Origin of the sequence: Parafrankia discariae, assembly GCF_000373365.1 — a bacterium.
Taxonomy (GTDB): domain Bacteria; phylum Actinomycetota; class Actinomycetes; order Frankiales; family Frankiaceae; genus Parafrankia; species Parafrankia discariae.
The window spans coordinates 15547-32694 of sequence record NZ_KB891126.1 but is presented as its reverse complement, the minus strand read 5'-3'; the positions used below and the strand labels follow the sequence as shown (position 1 = coordinate 32694).

The window sequence follows — 17148 nt, the reverse complement described above, 5'->3', positions numbered from 1 at the left end:
AACACCGCCCACCGGCCGAAGGAGATGTCGGGTGCTGAGCCATCGGGATGTCGGGTGCTGAGCCGTTGGTTTGTCGTCGCGGCCATCGCCTGCAATGCCGTCGGCACCGCGGCCTACGCGAGCGGGACCCTGCGCGGCAGGATCAGGCCGAACCGGGTCACCTGGTTTCTGTGGGCGCTCGCACCGCTGGTGGCCTTCACCGCGCAACTGGCCGAGGGAGTCGGGATCACCTCCCTGACCACCCTGATGGTGGGCCTCGGGCCGCTCGTCATCCTGGGCTGCTCGTTCATCGGCCGAAACGCCTACTGGGCGTCGTCGCGGTTCGATCTCGGCTGCGGCGGGCTCTCCCTGCTCGGCCTGCTGTTTCTCGCACTGCTCCGGGACGGGAACATCAGCATCGCGCTGAGCATCACCGCGGACGCGTGCGCCGCCGCGCCGACCGTACGCAAGGCCTTTCGGTGGCCCGACTCCGAGGGCCGCCGGGTGTATCTCCTCGCCGTGGCGAGCGCGGCGATCACCCTGCTGACCGTCGACGGACCGTCCTTCGCCGCCTGCGGTTTCCCGGCGTACATGCTCGTGCTGTCCGGGACGCTGTTCGCCGCGGGAACACTCGGCAGCGCGTCTCGTCCGTTCAGTCCCCGGGGCTGTCAGTGACGTCCTGCCGGCCTTTCGGTTCCATCCGGGCCGCCCGAGCGGACCGCAGCACGCGGCGGGCGGCCTGATCGGCGGCCCGGGTGGTCTGGGGCAGCCGGAACCGCGGCGTCAGCGCGAGGACGTGCGCGCAGGCCTGGTCGAGCTCGATCCGGTGCCCCACCGAGACGTGGACCTCCTTGACCCCGTCCTGGGTACGCAGCGCACGGCCGACGACCTCGCCATCGACGATCAGCGGCGAGGAGCCACCGCGGGCGGCGGGCGGTGGCTCGGCGGCGCCGACGAACGCGGTCTTGCCGACACCGAAGGTCGGCAGGCCCGTCAGCACTCCGAAGTGGCACGCGAGGCCGAAGCGGCGGGGGTGCGCCAGGCCGTAGCCGTCGCACACCACGAGATCGGGACAGATGTCGGGCGGCAGCCTGTTCCACGCCGTCACGAGCGTCGGCAGTTCCCGAAAGGCGAGCAGCCCCGGCACGTACGGGAACGCGGCACGGCCCACGACCGTCGACGACACCACGACACTCAGCGAAGCCGCGTCGAGTACGACGACGGCCCCGGCGACCAGGTCCGAACCGGTGTCGTAGGCCACGTCGACACCGGCGACCGTATCGATCCCGGACGCCGCGGGAACGACCTCGACCCGCGCGCGCAACCGCCGTTGGACGTCCTCCGCCTCCGCCGCGGTGACCGGCCAGGGGCCCGGCTCGATCGTCGGACGCCGACCCGGGCTCGCGCACGGCTCACTCAATCTCGGTACCACCCGCTATGACCAGCGAAAACACTCGCCGGGTCGGTGTTGGCCGTTTCCCCGCGCACACCACGGAGCACGTCACACCGGCGACAAGAATCCCTTCGGATGTTCTCACCTCGGGTATTTCAGCAGGAGCCTCATGCCAGACAGGGGAAACCGCCGCGAGTGTACGCCGGTGCCGGCGCCCGGGCGGGCGCCGGCACCGGCCGTCCCGGCGCGGCGAATTTCTGTCGGACCTCCGTGGAAGCATCCGGGCGCGGGATTCAACCGGCCCGCGCGGGAACCACCAGCCGAGAATTCACACCCTCACCGGAACCGTGAGGCAGGAGGCGGACTGTGGAACACCGGACAGGCGCTGCGGACGGCACGACGATGCCCCCGGAAGCGGCGCTTGACGCGCTCGCGGAGGCCGTGGCCCGGGTCGTGCCGGCGCTGGCGGACGTCATCCCACCTGCCCCGGCGGCCCAGCTCGGCCGGCTCGGCGTGCCCGGAGGGTCATGGGCGCCGGGCACCGCCGGTCAGGGCACGAGCCCGAGGGGGCGCTCCGGCCGAGCCGGCTGTCAGGAGCAGGTCCTGCTCGATCAGCCACGGTCGCCGCGCCCGGGGCCGTCGGTGGCGCGCGTGAGCCTGTCCGGGCCTGGGCCGATCCCACCGGCGCGGCCGGGCCCGCCGCCCGCACCGCAGCCGTTCTTCGTACCGCCCTTCCCCGCCGGCGCGGCCGAGTCGCCCGTGCTGCGCGCGTTGCGCGGTCTCGGCCCGTTGCTGGCGCAACGCCTGCTCGGCGCGCTGGATCTGACCCTCGGCGCGCTGGAGCTGGGTGGCGTCCCGACCGGGCTGGCGGCCGGGGTCCCGGCGCCCGCCGGCGGGCAGGTGGTCGCGTTCGCCATGGCCAGTGGCGGCGGCGAACCGGAGGCCGCCGTGATCATGGTCGACCAGGCCCGCTGGGGCGCGAGCACGCTCACCTGCGAGCTGGTGCGAGCACTCAGCTCCCACCCGCGGGTCACCCCGCTGCTCGCGGTGGAGGCAGCGGCCATCGCCATCGGCGGAGCCGAGGTCACGACCGAAACCGAGGTCGCGGTCCCGGCTGAAGAGGCGGCCGCGGCCGAGGAGGCGGTCGCGGCACGGCACGGCACGGTGCGGCGCACCTCGCCCTCGCGGTGGCGGTCGCTGTCGCGGTGCCGGCATCGGCGGCACCCGCGGCGTTCGCCGCGAACGGGCTGGTCGAGACCATCCCCGGTGGCGCGCTGATCCGCACCGGGGCGGCGGCCGGCTCGCCGCATGTCCGCCTGGCGGTTCTCCAGGGCCCGCCGGACGAGGTCGAGCTCGCCGGCTGGGACGAGGTAGTGGAGGTCAGCTGGAGCACGGCGGCCGGGTCCGCCTCCGTCGTCGGGGCCGGCCCGGCGATCCCCGCGGTGGAAGGCGAGACCCCGCCGTGGCCGGGCACGTACCGACTGCGCGTGCACGCCCGCGACCGGGACGACGGCGAGGAGTACGAGGGCGACCCGCGCAGCGGAGAGGGCTACCTGCTCGTCGTCTGGGAGGCCCCGGCCGCGCCGGAGGTCGTGTACCGGCGGTCCGACCGGTTGGGGCACCGGCTGCGCGGCGAGCCACCGCCCCCGGTCCGGCCGGAGGCCGCCTACCGCTGGGTTCGCCGCAGCCCGATCGGGGAGGCGGCCACCGTCACGGTCATCCCGGGGGCCGACATCACGCGGGTGCTCCGCGCGTTCGGCGCGGACGCCACCACACCAATGTCGATGGCCATGCTGCGCGAGACGTGGCGCGCCGGCCGGTTCTGGGTGGCCGTGCTGGCCGTGGAGGGTGCCGTGCTGGCCGTCGAGGACAACGGCTTCCAGGGCGCCCAGGCGCAGGTGCTGCGGGCGTTGTCCCGGCGGGGCCGGGCTGCCAGCATGTTCTGGAATGTCAACGCGCTCACCCGGCTGTCGCTCGCGGAGCACGGCAGGATCGTCGCGTCCTTCGAACCCGGGCTCGACCGGGCGGCCGAGATCGCGCCGGCCGCGCTGCCCTACCTGGAGGGGCTGGACCTCACCGACCACCGGAACAAGATCGAAAAATGCCTGGTAGCCGTCGAGCGGTCCACCGGCCACCCGGTGCGGCCGGTGGATGTCGAGCGGATCGAGGCGGGCGGTGTGGCCTACCTGATGCCCGACAGCTGAGGCCGGCTAGCCGGCCGGGCGTCGCTCCCAGCGGGACGTGTCGGCGACCCGGTAGTGCAGGCGGCGCAGGTGCTGGCCGTACTCCAGCTGGCGGTACCGGTCGCCGTGGACGAGCATCACCTCCTCCGGTGCCACCTGCCTGATGACGTCGGTCAGGCCACGCCGGTCGGCGTGCGCGGAGAGACCGAACTTCTTCACCTCGGCGCTGACCGGCACCACCTCTCCGCCGAGCCGGAAGACACCGCCGCCTTCGGCGAGCTCCAGCAGCTCCCGGCCGGGAGAGTCCTCGTCCTGGTAGCCGCACAGCAGCAGCGCCGAGTTCGGGTCCGGCAGAATCCGGCGCGCCCACTGGACCGCGGGACCGGCGGACAGCATCCCGGACGTCGTTATGATCACACCGCGGCGAAACGAGCTCATCTCCGCGGCGCGCAGCTGGGGGCGGACGGGCCGGACCGGACCGCCGAAGATCTGAAGCGGCCGGCCGGCGGCGGCCGTCTGCTCCTCGTAGACGCGGCTGATCTCCCGGGCCATGCCGTCGACGAGGACGGGAACGTCCGGCAGCCGGGAACGCAGGATGAGGGCGACCTCCTGGGCCCGGCCGAGCGCGAACGCCGGCACGAGGACCCGGCCGTACTCGACGGTCGCCGCGACCCGGGCGACGAAGTCGTTGACCTCGTGCTCGCGGTCACGGCCGTCGTGGTTGCAGTAGGTGGACTCGATGACGAGCAGATCACTGGCGCGGGCCGCCGGGGGTACGACCAGGCCGCCGACGCTGGCCTGCCCCGGGGTGGACACGTCGCCGGTGACGGTGACCCGGCTGGAGCCGGCGGAGACCACGACACCGGCCGCGCCGAGGATGTGCCCGGCGGGGAACAGCTCGACGGCGACACCGTCGCGGATCGGGACACGCCGGCCGTACCCGACCGCCACGACTCGCCGCAGCGCGGCCTCGACCTCGACCTCGCCGTACGGCGGCGCCACCACCGCCGCCGCCCCGCCGGCCGGCGGGTGGTCGGCGGGCGTGAGGCGGGCGGCGCGGGCGGCGCGGAACACCTTCGCCGAGTCGTTCCACATCACCGGCAGCAGCGCCCTGGTCTCCGCGGTGCAGAGCACGGGGACGTCCGGGAACCGGGCGGTCAGCGCGGGCACGTACCCGGCGTGGTCGTTGTGGGCGTGGGTGATCACGATCGCGTCGAGCCGGCCGCCCCGCTCGACAACGCCGATGTCGGGCGGCCCCGCCCGGTCGATCGGCTGCCGCAGGCGCATCCCGGCGTCCACGAGGACCCGGACGTCCCCGGCCGCGACGAGCATGCACGAGCCGCCGATCTCCGTGCCGCCCCCGAGCGGGGTCAGGGTGATCTCCCGGGTGGTGGCCTCCCCCGGCGCCACCCGCCCCGGCGCGCCGATCACCTGCAGGACACGGCGGAACACGTCGATGGCCAGCCCGGCGCCCGTCACGGCGCTGGCGACGCGTGGGTCGACGGACAGCTCCTCCCCGGGGCACGGCTCGGCGGCACCGTGCGGGTGGGCGGCACCGTTCATGGCGGCGGCACCGCCCGGGTCGGGCAGGGTGTGGCCGATCCGGTCCTGCTCCCGTGGATCGAACTCCGGTGCCGGGCCCGGCGGTGGCGGCGCGACGGCCGCGGCCAGCAGGGTGGCGGCCGCCGTGACATCCCCGGCCAGCGCCCGGGAGGCGGCCCGGACGGCCGCCAGCTCCGAACGCAGCGCGCTCATGACCGCCTGCGCCTCGTCGAGGTCGTCGGTGAGCGCGGCGAGCTGTGCCCGTAGCGCCCGGATCTCCACGTCCCGGTACCCGATCCGGCCGTTGGCGACCTCGATGCGACGGCGGGCCTCCTCGAGCTTCTTCGCCAGGTTCCTGGCCTTGCGCGGGTCGTCGGGCCCGACCGCGGCAGCCGCGTCGGCCCCGGCCCCGGCCCCGGCCCCGGCCCCGGCCCCGGCAGGAGTGTCGGCGGACGCGGACGCGGACGCGGGCACCAGGGGGCTGTCCGGACCGCGCACCGCCGCGCGGGTCATGGCGCGGACGCGACGCTGGTCGGCGAGCAGCACCGCGGCTCGCTCGGCCGCGGCGGTGTCGTCGCCGAGCAGCGCCAGCACGGCCGCCGGCTGGCCGGCGAGGTCGTCGGCGTGCCTGGCGGCCAGCTCGGCCCGCATCGCCGGGATCCGGGCGATCACGTCGAGCAACAGCATGGCCCGGTTGTCGGTGGCGAAGGCGGCTGGCGGGATCCGCTGCCCGGCGAACCGGGCGGTGGCCAGTACCCGGGTGGTGGCGTGGGCCAGGATTCCGTCCACGAGCTCCGCGGAACCGGGCCTCATCCGCGGGCCGCCCCGGGCAGTCCGCTCGTCCCGGCCGGCCGCGTCGTCCCGGCCGGCCGCGTCCCCTCGGTCAACCGGGTCGCCTCGGCCAGCACCGGTTCCGCGAAGAACCTGCCCTCGGTGGTCGGCCGCAGCAGGCCCAGCGCGCGAAGGACCTGGACGACGTCCGCGTTGTCGCGGTATCCGGCCGCGGCCAGCGCCCCCGGCCGCAGGTCGGCGCCGCGGTCGTCATCGTCCGCGAGCAGGTCGAGGTAGTCGACGAACTCGGACAGCGGCTCCTTCGCCCCGGCGAGCTGCGTGACGATGCAGTCCCAGGCCGCGGACAGCGGCGCGTCGGCCCGCACGCCGGACGCGATGACCAGCTCGGCCGCGTGCGCCCGGTCGGCGAGCCAGGCGCGGCTCGGGGCCAGCGGATCGGTGGACATCGCCTCGTGGTCGCTGTACCACTGGTCGGCGACTTTGTTGATCAGGATCGGCCAGCCGCCGGTGACCGCGAGGAGCTCGGCGCGGGAGGCATCGTCCTGGAAGGGCAGGTTCGTCTCGGCCAGCCACTGGCGCAGGTCACCGTTCTCGTAACGGCGTACCTCGGTCAGGCCCGAGGAGGTGTCCGAGGCGCGGTACACCGCCGGCCAGGCGGCGGCCTGCGCGGGACCGAGGACGAGCACGATGCCGAGCGTGCCGGGGGAATGCGCCGCGATCAGCTCCCGGGCCTGCTCCCACACGCGCAGCGCGGCGCCCGCTCCGCCGTTCTGCTTCAGGTCGACCACCAGCACGGCGTGGTGCAGGGCGGCCTTCAGCGTGGCCTGCTGGCAGGTCGCCTTCAGGGTCGCCGCCGCGGCCTCACGCAGGAGGGTGCCACGGCCGGCGTCCTTGTTGGCGTCGTCCAGCGTCTTCCAGCAGCGCTCGACGGTCAGCGCGGCGGAGCCGGCGACGACCCGCACCTGGTTGCGCGGCGCGAGCAGGTCGGCGATCTGCGCGCTGGTCAGCGGCGCCCGGGTCGCGCCGGTGCCGTACGACGGCCGCATCAGGCTGGCGTCGAACACGGGGGCGACCTCGAACGACTCGGCCTGCTCCAGCGCCTCCCAGACGGCGTCCCGGCCGCCGATCAGGTCCAGCACGTTCGGGGTGCGCAGCCGGTAGCCGCGGCCGGTGTACGACAGCACGCCGAGGTCGACGCACTCGTCCAGCAGCCCGCGGAACTCGTCGGCCCGGACGTCGGCCGAGGAGAACCCGGCCGGCCACCACTCCTCACAGTCGGCGCGCAGCCTGGACGGTGTCAGGGTGCTGTCGATGCCGCAGTCGTGCGCGTGCAGGGCGATGACGTAGGCGATGACCTTGTAGCGCGGGTCGAGGTTGATCGTCCAGTCGAAGCGCTTGCGGAACGACTCGCGCAGCTTGGTCTCCGACCAGACGAGCTCGACGTCGTCGCCGGTGACGTACTGGGGCGGCGCGCCGGGCGGCAGCGGGCTCGCGGCGAGGTTCTTGAGCAGCTGCCCGCCGAAGAGCTGGATCAGCGCCGGCTGGCTGTTGGTGAGCGCCAGCACCCGCGCCGCGACGTCGGAGTCGGCGAACCGGTAGCCGAGCGCCTCCAGCGGCTTGGTGAGCAGGTCGAACGCGGCCTGGGGCGCCAGTGGACCGACGCAGATCGGGTCGCCGAAGTGGGCCAGCGGGTGGTTGGCCAGCCGTTCGAACCGGGCGGTCTGATGCAGCCCGGCGAAGACCACCTTGACGTGGCGGTTGGTCCGCTCCATCAGTTCCTTGAAGATGCTGACCTGGGTGAACATGCCGCCGGAGGCGTCACCGTCGGCGTTGAGGAACGCGTCCGACTCGTCGAGCAGGAGCAGCAGCCGCCGGTCCGGGTCGGCGGCGGTCCAGGCCGCGATGTGCGCGGTCAGCTCGGCGGACGCCTCGCGGGCGTCGGCGGGCCGTTCGGCCGGGACGATCCCCCGCTCGGCCAGGTCGGGCCAGAGCTGGGCCCAGACTCCGTCGGCCGGGGTGGCCTGACCCACCCGGAAGATCGACTTGTAGAGCGCCTGCTTCGCGCCGCCGTCGTGGAACTTGCGCGCCGCGGCCTGCAGCAGCGCGGACTTGCCCAGCTGGCGCCCGCCGTACACGATGCACGGCCCGAGCGGGTCGGTGACCAGGTCACGCTCGGTGCCGCGGCCGTAGAACATCTCCTCCGGGACGAGGCCCGCGACGTCCGGGGTGAACGGCGACGCGGACGTGAACGGGAGGGTGATCGCCATCGTGACGTCCCGGCCCGGGTTGGCCTGGCAGGCGAGGTAGGCGAACGCCGCGTCGTCGATCACGGCGGTGGTGGGCAGCTTGCTCCCCGTCCGGAACTCGTGCGCCAGCTCGCGCCGCGCGTCCAGGTCGAGGGTGCCGAAGTAGAGGACGACCACGGACCGGTCGGGCTGCTCGTCCTTGAGCATCTGCACGAGCTCGGCCGGGCTCGGGTTGCGCCACACGGCCAGCAGCCGCAGGGGGTTGCCCGAGCTGCTCATCGCCGACCCGAAGGCCGGGATGATCGCCCTGCCGGCGGTCGCCTTGACGCCGTGCAGTTCGAGCCAGGCGCCGCGCCCGCCGGCCAGCCCCTGCCTCGTCGGCGGGGTGGTGGTCTTGTCGACGATGAAGCCGGCCTGCTCCATGATCGCCTTCACGCCGTTGATCCGCGGGCCGAACGAGCGGGCCTTGGAGAGCTCCTGCCAGTGCACGACCCGGGCCGAGACGGTGGTGCCGCGGCCGATGGCCGTGAGATCGACGCCGGCGGCGGCGAACGCGGCGGCGAGCGGCCCGTCCTTCGGGTTCTGCCCGATGTTGAGGAGGGCGATGAGGTCGGAGAGCAGCCGGTGCGGGCCCTGCTGCGGCTTGCCGCGGGCGAACAGGGCGGGGAACACCCCGGCGAACCGGGCGAGGTGGTCGACCCGGTCGGCCGGGCCCGGCAGGGTGCGACCCTCGGCGACGGTCACGATGCACTCGGCCGCCGTCGTGAGATCACCGTCGTCGATGAGCCTGCCGATCCGGTCCAGTGCCGAGGGGGTGAAGCCGGGCCGCAGCCCCTGCTCCCGGGCCGCCTGGACGGCCCGGGAGAGGTTGTCCCGCTCTGCGTCGACCGCCACCCGCGCGCTCTTGGAGCGATCGTGGTCGATCTCGGCCAGGTCGTCGAGCATGACGTCGAAGTCGCGGCGCGGGCCGCGGTGATCCGGCTGGAAGGCGCGCGCCCGGCTGGCCAGGTCCGTCCACTCGTCGACGGTGAGCCGGCCGAACCGGCGGTCGGCGTCGATCCGCGCCGCCAGCTCGGCGACCGCACGGTCCACATCGGCGACGGACTGGTCGACGGCCTTCTCCCGCTCCGCGGTCAGCTGCTGGGCGACCCGGGGCTCGTCGAGCCGGATGGTGTCGATGAGCAGCTGCGTCCCGACCTGGTCGTGGCGGGCGGCGCGGCTGGCGAACACCCGCCGCCATCCTTCGGGACCGGCGTCGCGGGCCTGGAAGGCGGCCGCGACGTCATCCACGGTGACCCGGCGCAGCGGGCCGAGCGAGGCCTTCAGCGGCAGGTCGGCCGCGAACGTCAGCGGGCCGCGGATCAGCTTCTCGGCGGCGAGCTCCTCCCCGGTCAGGCTGCGGCCCGCCAGCAGGTCGAGCGTCTCGTTCAGCAGGCGGATCCCCGCCCTGGCACCAGGGTCGCCCGAGGTGGCGTGCGCGGACAGCTCCTCGATCGCGCCGGCCCGGTGCGCGGCGACCCGGGCGCGCAGGTCGGTCGTCGGGCCGGCCATCCAGGATCCCGCGCCCGCGCCCGCGCTGACGTTCTCCACCGCCGAGATCCACTCCGACAGCAGGGCGGCGACGTCGCCGGCCCAGTCGAACAGCTTCTCCCGGGCCTTCGCCTCGATGACGCGGTTCCCCTTGCGCATGCCCCGCACGCTCGTGGCCAGCCAGGCCCGGTCGCGCAGGCGGGCGGCCGCCTGGCTGACCCGCTCCAGTGTCTCCCGGTCCTGCCGACCGGAGACGATCATGGTCAGCGGCCCGCCGAGAATGCCCGACGGCGAGATCCACGCCTTCAGGACCTCCGTCGCCTTCGCGTAGAGGATCGTCCGGGACGGACCGGTCTCGAGCATGTCCGCGGCGGCCGCGGCGAGCCGCGCGACCTCGTCCTCGGCGGCGGCGGCCGCCGAGGCGGCGTCGACACTGCGCGGCGTGAGGTAGACGCCCGCGTACATCGCGGTCAGCAGCGCCTGGGTGAGGTCGGCGACCTCCGTCCCGGGGCGGACGATGGCCGGCGTCATCTCCTTCAACGGGCCGGCCGCGCCAGCCGTCGGCGACAGCAGACCGGCGCGCACCGACGCCGCGTAGAGCAGCATCTGGGTACCGGGCCGGTCGCGCAGGACGTCGACGTCCAGCGACGGCAGCGCCCGCGCGAACGCGGCGGCGTTCGTGCCGCTGGAGGTACGTATCGCGGCGGCGTGGGCCGTGAGCAGGTGGGCGGCCTGGACGGCCTCCGGGTCACCCCTCGCGCCGGTCAGCCAGTAGGCCAGGGCGTACTGCTCGCCGGCCAGGAGCTCCGCGTACAGCCGGTCGGTGGTGTGCCGGCGCTCGACCACACCGCGCCCGAGACCGCCCGGGACGGGAGCGGGCTCCGGCTCGCGGACGGCGCGCCCCTGGCAGGGCGGCGCGACCGGCCGCCCGGGAAGCTCATCGGACGGACCGGCGGGGCCGGGCAGGACGAAGTCAAGCCTGGCGACGACGTCGTCCAACGACGGCTCCGCGGCCACCGCCGGGCCGACGACCGGCACCTCGGCGGCCGGTGTGCCGGTCGGTACCTCGACCGCCGGGGCGTCGGTCGTCGGCAGGTCGGCCGCCGGTGGTCCGGCCACGACCGGGCCGGTCTTCTTCTCCTGGTCCCCCGGGTCTCCCGGGCCAGCGGGGTCTCCCGGCCCAGCGAGGACACCCAGGCCGGCGAGGACACCCCCGCCGGTGGGGCCTTCCAGGCCGGCGGGGGCGTCCTCGCCGACGGGGGAAGCGAGGTCCGTGTCAGGTGCCGCGCCCGCGCTGATGTCGGCGGGTTCGGTGGGCCGGCCGGTGGCGGCCGCGTCGGTGGGGCCGACCGCGGGCGGCTCCGGGCCGGCGGGCGGGTCGGCCGAGACCGTGATCTCGCCCGCGAGCGCCAGGAGCAGGGCGGCCTCGGCCGGCAGGGCCGAGAGGACCACCGGGGCGAGCTCCGCCGTCCGCCGCCCGTCGCTGCCACCCAGCTCGACCAGTGACAGGAGGGCGTCGAGCCCCTCGAGGAGCCGCTGATCGCTGCTCTCGTCGACGGAGGCCGCGAGGGCGACCAGGCTCGCCACCTGGTTCGCCGCGTACTCGGGGCCCGCGAGCGTCGCCAGCCGCCGCACGCGGCTCACCAGCTCGGCGGTCGCGGCGCGGGCCGTCACGTCGGCGAGCACCTCGGCCGCCTCCCGGAGGGTCCGCGGTACGCCGACCGCGCCGAGCGTGGCGGTGGTGGTGAGGACCCGGTGCAGGCCGGCCAGATACGAGACGAGACGGGCGAACACGTCACCGTCGACTCCGCGGCCACCTACGATCGCCTCGGTCAACGCGAGCAGGGCCTCGCGTTCCAGCGCCCGCCGCTCGGACTCCAGCTCACCGGCGGCCGCCAACAGCGCGGGCACGGCCAGGCGGCCACCGGGCACCGACGCGCCGGGCACCGGGTCACCCGGCACCGGGCGGTCACCGGCCAGCAGCGTCAGGATCGCGGGCGGCACCGCGCGGACGAGCTCGCCGTGACCTCCGCCGGCCAGCTCGCCCAGGATCGCGAGGAAGCCCTCACCCGGCCCGCTCACAGCCGGCCCGGCCGGGCCGGCGGACCACGTCTTCCTTAAGTGCTCGGAGGCCGCCGTCGACGGGACGGACGGGTACGCGTCGACCCCGTGCTCGCAGGTGGCCTCGTCAACAGGTTCGGGCACGCCCGAGTCGGCGTTCGCGCCGACGGCCCGGTCGTTGTTCTCCTCACGCGAAATACTCTTCCCCGCTCTCGGCAAGACTCCCCCTGACCTGTTCGTTTGCTGCGCTCTGAATTAATCCTCCGCACGGCTGCCCGCGTCGCCGCCACCCTACGGTCGCCCACCGACAAGAAAGGATCCCACCACCCAAATCAGGTCTATCAAGGGAGTCCACCGCCCTCATCCAGATACCACACAGATGCCACAGACCTAGCGGCGAGGTCCGGCGTGCAGCACGTTTGCGACTCGCCGACGGATCCGTTGCGCACGCCGGCGATATCGAAGGGCCGGGCGCCTGCGCCGGCCGGCCGGCGGGCGGGCGCTCCCGGCCCCGAACGATGGCCGGAACAGGGAAAGGCCGGCTCCCACGGCATCGTCAGGTCATAATCGCGACGGCGATGCCGGCGACGCCCACCCGTGGAGTTCCGCGCCGGCACGGGTTCCCGACAAAAACCCGCCACAGGATAGCGGCGGTCTCCAGGAAGGCGAACTCCGCGGCCAGAGGCAAGGGGGTCCCGCAGTACGCTGGATGGTTAACAGAGAACGCGAGGTTCTCCATATCCCGTGGCTCGATGTCGGGTGGCTCGATGTCGGGTGGCCCGACGTCGAGCGGCCCGACGTCGAGCGGCCCGACGGCACGGCGGGCGACTACCACGTGGTCAGGCTCCGTGACCTCGCGGTAGTCGCGGCGGTCGACGATTGCCGGGTCCTCATGATGTGGCGCCACCGGATCGCCCAGTCCTGCGGACTGGCGATTGACCTCGACGCCAACGCCGCGATCAACCTGCGTAACCTCGTCGCCGCCAGTACGTCGGAGACGCAAAACGCCCGTGGCGCCGACCGTAGGACCCACGCGAGCGGGCAGGTGGCCGTGAAGCGGGAACCGGGCACGGCCACAGCCACAGCCACGGCCGGTCAGACCCGGGGTGCCCCACCGAAAGGTGAGGCGGCATGAAAGCGCCATCGAGCACTCACGTGCAACGGCCCTGTCATCACTTCTCTACGCCGAACCCGCGGCCGGCGTCACCAACGCCCGGAATTTTCTGTTCCGGGCCGACGCGTGTGAACTGGTCGGGCCGCCGACCGAGAAGAACGAGTCCGACCGTCTCGGATGGATCCCGCTCTCCCGCATCCGGGAAATGACCAGGAATCGGGAGATCGTGAGCAGCGCCACCCTGGTCGCGGCGATGGCGTTGCTGCTGGACTGGCCCCGCCGGCGGCCACCGCGCTGGGCGGCCGCCGACCGCGACGCCGTCCCCGCCCTGAGCGCCCCGCTGGACGCGGGCGCCGACGGCGAACGGTCAGGCCTGAGCGGCGGCAGGCTGACGCAGCGGGGCCAGGGCCGCGCTCCAGGCCACGACCTGGTCGAGCAGCGTGCCCAACGCGGCCAGGTTGTACTCGCCGGGCTTGAAGACGCTGAAGTTCTCGAACTCGGTGAGCAGCGACAGGACGACCTGCTGGCGGACGTCGGCCATCTGCAGCTCGCCGGCGATGAGGCGCAGGTGCTCCGTGGCGCGGGCGCCGCCGGCCCCGCCGTAGGAGACGAAGCCGACCGCCTTGTTCGCCCACTCGGCGAACAGGTAGTCGATGGCGTTCTTCAGCACGCCGGAGGTGCTGTGGTTGTACTCGGGCGTCACCATCACGAAGCCGTCAAAAGAGGCGATCTTCGCCGCCCAGCGCTTGGTGTGCTCGTTCTGGTACTGGCCCAGCGACGGCGGGAGCGGCTCGTCGAGGTGCGGCAGTGGGTAGTCCAGCAGGTCGACGAGCTCGAACTCGGCGTCGGCGCGCTTCGCGGCGACGTCGAACACCCACTTGGCCACCTGCTCGCCGTTGCGGTTCGGACGGGTGCTGCCGATGATGATGCCGATCTTGATGGTCATTGGCGAACTCTCTCCCGGAGGGACCTACGTGGGCTCATCGGGTCCACCCCGACCAGTGGGCCGTGCTGACCGCTGGGCCACGCTGACCGGTGGGCCTCACCCGACTACTTGCCGCTTCAAGTAAACAGGGCGGACGTCCCCACATCAACCCCGCCGGACCCGGACCGGCGGGGCACCGTCGCCGGCGACGGCCGCGGCCCGGGCTGAGTCCGAGGTACCGATGACCGCACCGGTGCCACGGGCGGACACGCCGGCCTGGCGGGCCGACGAGCCGGTGCCACGGGCCGGTGAACCCGCACGGCGGGCCGGTGAACCCGCACGGCGAGCGGGTGAACCGGCACGGCGGGCCGGCGAACCCGCACGGGTTGGACGCAGGAGGTGGAGCAGCGCGGGCAGGAGCGTCGCCCGCAGCACGAACGCGTCGATGGCCATACCCGTGGCGAGGCCGCATCCGATGACCTTCATGGTGCGGGAGGGCTGCGCGGCGATCGCCATGAAGAGGAACAGCATCACGAGGTTCATCGTCAGCATCACGTGACCGACGTCGGCGTGGCCGCGCCGGATGGGGGCGGTGTCGGTGCGGTGGCGCCGCCCCGCGCGCCGTGGCCCACCGGTGTCCCGCGTACTCCGCGCGTCCTGCGTGCCCTGCGTGCCCTGCGTGCCCTGCGGATTCTCCGCGGACCGCCCGTTCCGGGCGGGCGGTCCGCTCCCGGCGTGGTCGGCCGGTTCCAGGAGCCGGACGAGCAGGCTGAGGTTCAGACCGGGTAACAGGCCGAACACGGCGACCAGCACGAGCACCAGCATGGACGGCTCGACGGGCCCGGTCTCCAGCCCCAGCGCCCTGGTGGGCAGGTCGGTCTGGAACAGGATCGCGAGGACGCCGGCCGCCGCGAGAACGGCGAGCACGCTGGTCACCGCCAGCGCGGCCGCGATCTCCACCGAGCGCAGGATCAGCAGGCTGAGGAGCCCGACCACGAGCAGGATCACCAGCAGGAACAGCGTCGTCGCGCCACGGAAGTCCGCCGCCATGTCCACGAACAGCGCCGTGGAGCCGCCGATGTAGACCCGGGAGCCGGTGCCTTCCACGGCCCGTGGGACGACGTCGTCGCGCAGCCGGTGCAGCAGGTCGACGGCCGCCGGCGAGCGGGGGCCGTCCCGCGGCGCGATCCGGATCACCGCGAGCCCGGCGTCGGCCTTCTCGAGGTTGAGTGCCGCCTTGACGACGCCGGGCGTCTTCGCGATGGCGCTGACCACGTCGGCCACGGGCACGGCGGACGGCCCGTCACCCCGGTCGACCGCGACGAGCATCGGGCCGTTCAGCCCGGGGAAGAAGTCGGCGCTGAGCAGGTCGTAGGCCCGCCGGGTGCTCATCGACGTCGATTCGGCCCCGTCGTCGGCGCCACCGAGGTCGAGGGTCACGGCGGGGACGGCGAGCAGGACCAGCCCGAGGCCGGCGGCCAGCGCCATCGCGGCCGGCCGGCGGTCCACCTGCCGGGCCCACCAGGCCCGCAGCCCCGGCCGGTGCGCCAGGCCGCGGCCGCTGGCCGTCAGGTGCTGGCGTTCGGCCCAGCCGAGCAGCCGCGGCCCGCTCAACGCCAGCAGCGCGGGCAGCAGGGTGAGGATGACCAGGCCGGTCGCCGCCCCGGCGGCGGCGGTGCCGAGTGCGACGCCGTCGAAGAAGCTGAGCCCGAGCAGCGCGACGCCGTCCATCGCGAGGGTGACGCAGAATCCTCCGTAGGCGACGGCGAAGCCGGCGCGGGCGGTGGCCTGCGCCGCCGCCTCGGCCGGGCTCGCCCCTTCCCGCAGCGCGGACTGGGCCCGGTGCACGACGACGACGGCGCCGCCGAGGCTGGTCCCGGCCGCGACGACGGCCGCGAGCAGCGGGGCGAAGGCGGTGGTCGTGGTGGCGTGGGAGAGCAGCACGATGGCGCCGAGGGCGGCCACCGTCGCCACCGCGGACGTCGCCGCGCAGACGGCGACCGCGCCCCGGGAGCGCAGGGTCACCCCGAGCAGCAGCAGGGCGGCCACCAGCGCGATGATGATCGGCCGCGGCGAGACCGTGGTCGCGCTCAGCGCGGTAGCGCCCGGGCCGGCGGCCTCGACCTGGAGGTCCGGGCCGTCGTACGCCCGCGCGGTGTCGATGAGGCGCCGCGCGGCGGCCCGGTCCGGATTCAGCGCCGAGCCTTTCATGATCACGGATGTGACCGCGGTGCGCCGGTTCCCGCTGACCGGCTCGACGCCGAGGACGACCGCGCCGGCCGGGTTGAACGGGTCGATGACCCCGCCCACCTTGGGCAGCTTGCCGAGCTCCGCCGCCATCGCGGTGATCTGCTCGCGGACCACCGGGTCGTCGACCGTCCCGCGGCGGGCGTGCAGCACGATCGACTCGGTGTCCGGGAGACCACCGCCGGGGACGACCTCACCGACGAGGTCCATGGCCCGGGCGGAGTCCGTTCCGGGGACGGCGACGTCGGTGTCGAAGCGCGCGCCCGAGTCCCGCACGAAGACGAGAAGTGTCGCCAGGCCGGCCACCCACAGGGCGACGACGATCCAGCGGTGTCGCGCGCACATGGCCGCGAAGGCCCGGACACCACCGCCCGCAAGATCCGACTTTCCTCTCATTTTGGACAAGCTAGACCTAAGTGGCGGTCCCGGTCGAGGCCTCCCAGGCCGACCGAGGCCAAACGAGGTGAAGCACGCCTTAAGCGTCCCTAAACACACTCAAGACGCCTGAAGCGGACCGAAGGCCACCGAAGCGGGCTAACCAGGGTTCACTCGATCGGGGAATCCGACCTCCATGGAGACTCTGCGTCGACCTTCACCCAACAGCGTCCTGTCATCAACATGCCGCACAGGACTTCTGGTCGAGTCTCGGACGCCGGCGTCCTACCATCGGCTGGTGAACCCGCGGTGCACGACCACGCTGCCAGCTCCCGGTAACGCGAGCGGTGACAAGGCTCCCGTCGCCGGCCATCCCCATTTCGGAGGAGGGGCGGTGAACGGCGACGGCCTTCCACCCGCGGTCGCCGCGCTGCCGACACCGGGGACCGACTGATGGGGCTCTTCCGTCGCCGCCCCGCCACGGAACACGGCCGCTCCGCGGCCGAGCGCATCCGCCCCACCGCCGAGCACGGCCGCGCGGTCGCGGAGCTCGGCCGGGGGAAGGCCCCGACGGCCCCGAGCCGCAGCGCGCGGACCCTGAGCCGGATGTTCGGCGTGTCCTGCGCCGAATGCCGTCTCGGACCGGCCTCGTTCACCCAGGTCGCCGCGGAGGCCTACTCGTGGGCCAGCACCCACGACCAGCTCCACCACCCGGCCAGATCCTCGGCCCAGGTCATCAGCCGCCGCTGACACCGGCCGGC

The 17148-nt window shown here is 74.0% G+C and carries 10 protein-coding genes; 4 read left to right on the top strand and 6 right to left on the bottom strand.

All coding sequences use genetic code 11. The features are described 5' to 3' along the window. Positions 1-54: 54 nt before the first annotated feature. Positions 55-654, top strand: a complete 600-nt coding sequence (locus B056_RS35410) for a hypothetical protein (protein ID WP_018501018.1) — start codon at positions 55-57, stop codon at positions 652-654. On the opposite strand, the gene B056_RS0106160 is transcribed toward B056_RS35410, so the two are convergent. Next, positions 632-1399 carry an endonuclease V gene (locus tag B056_RS0106160; RefSeq protein ID WP_018501017.1) on the bottom strand — a complete coding sequence of 256 codons (768 nt, stop codon included), beginning with the start codon at positions 1397-1399 and terminating at the stop codon, positions 632-634. The two genes, B056_RS35410 and B056_RS0106160, sit on opposite strands and share 23 nt — an antisense overlap. A gap of 339 nt (positions 1400-1738) precedes the next feature. Here B056_RS0106160 and B056_RS39325 point away from each other — a divergent pair, with 339 nt between their 5' ends. Next, positions 1739-2650: a hypothetical protein gene (locus tag B056_RS39325; RefSeq protein WP_230202849.1), complete on the top strand. Its 912-nt coding sequence runs from the start codon at positions 1739-1741 to the stop codon at positions 2648-2650. Then, positions 2578-3576, top strand: coding sequence for a DUF6461 domain-containing protein (locus B056_RS35405; protein WP_020572333.1), 999 nt, complete (start codon positions 2578-2580; stop codon positions 3574-3576). The genes B056_RS39325 and B056_RS35405 overlap by 73 nt, the downstream gene beginning before the upstream one ends. A gap of 6 nt (positions 3577-3582) precedes the next feature. Here B056_RS35405 and B056_RS0106150 read toward each other — a convergent pair whose 3' ends face one another. The 5 genes from B056_RS0106150 to B056_RS35390 form a co-directional block, all read right to left on the bottom strand. Beyond that, the gene (locus tag B056_RS0106150; protein WP_018501015.1) at positions 3583-5910 is read right to left on the bottom strand and encodes an MBL fold metallo-hydrolase; all 2328 of its coding nucleotides are present in this window, start codon (positions 5908-5910) and stop codon (positions 3583-3585) included. Beyond that, on the bottom strand, positions 5907-11945 hold the full coding sequence (locus tag B056_RS35400; RefSeq protein WP_154676874.1) for a hypothetical protein: 6039 nt from the start codon (positions 11943-11945) through the stop codon (positions 5907-5909). The genes B056_RS0106150 and B056_RS35400 overlap by 4 nt, the downstream gene beginning before the upstream one ends. 337 nt (positions 11946-12282) lie before the next feature. Continuing rightward, positions 12283-12759: a hypothetical protein gene (locus tag B056_RS45960; RefSeq protein WP_407672313.1), complete on the bottom strand. Its 477-nt coding sequence runs from the start codon at positions 12757-12759 to the stop codon at positions 12283-12285. Between the two features lie 448 nt (positions 12760-13207). Further along, on the bottom strand, positions 13208-13786 hold the full coding sequence (locus B056_RS0106130; RefSeq protein ID WP_018501011.1) for an NADPH-dependent FMN reductase: 579 nt from the start codon (positions 13784-13786) through the stop codon (positions 13208-13210). Between the two features lie 144 nt (positions 13787-13930). Next, positions 13931-16408 (bottom strand): MMPL family transporter, encoded by a 2478-nt coding sequence (locus B056_RS35390; protein ID WP_154676872.1) that lies wholly within the window; start codon positions 16406-16408, stop codon positions 13931-13933. A 432-nt stretch (positions 16409-16840) separates the two neighbouring features. Here B056_RS35390 and B056_RS39320 point away from each other — a divergent pair, with 432 nt between their 5' ends. Then, positions 16841-17137, top strand: coding sequence for a hypothetical protein (locus B056_RS39320; protein ID WP_018501009.1), 297 nt, complete (start codon positions 16841-16843; stop codon positions 17135-17137). Positions 17138-17148: the final 11 nt, after the last annotated feature.

Excerpts from the sequence above, each read along its gene's own strand:
- B056_RS0106150 (WP_018501015.1), bottom strand. The coding sequence starts at position 5,910 with ATGAGGCCCGGTTCCGCGGAGCTCGTGGACGGAATCCTGGCCCACGCC.
- B056_RS0106130 (WP_018501011.1), bottom strand. The coding sequence starts at position 13,786 with ATGACCATCAAGATCGGCATCATCATCGGCAGCACCCGTCCGAACCGC.
- B056_RS35390 (WP_154676872.1), bottom strand. The coding sequence starts at position 16,408 with ATGAGAGGAAAGTCGGATCTTGCGGGCGGTGGTGTCCGGGCCTTCGCG.
- B056_RS39320 (WP_018501009.1), top strand. The coding sequence starts at position 16,841 with ATGGGGCTCTTCCGTCGCCGCCCCGCCACGGAACACGGCCGCTCCGCG.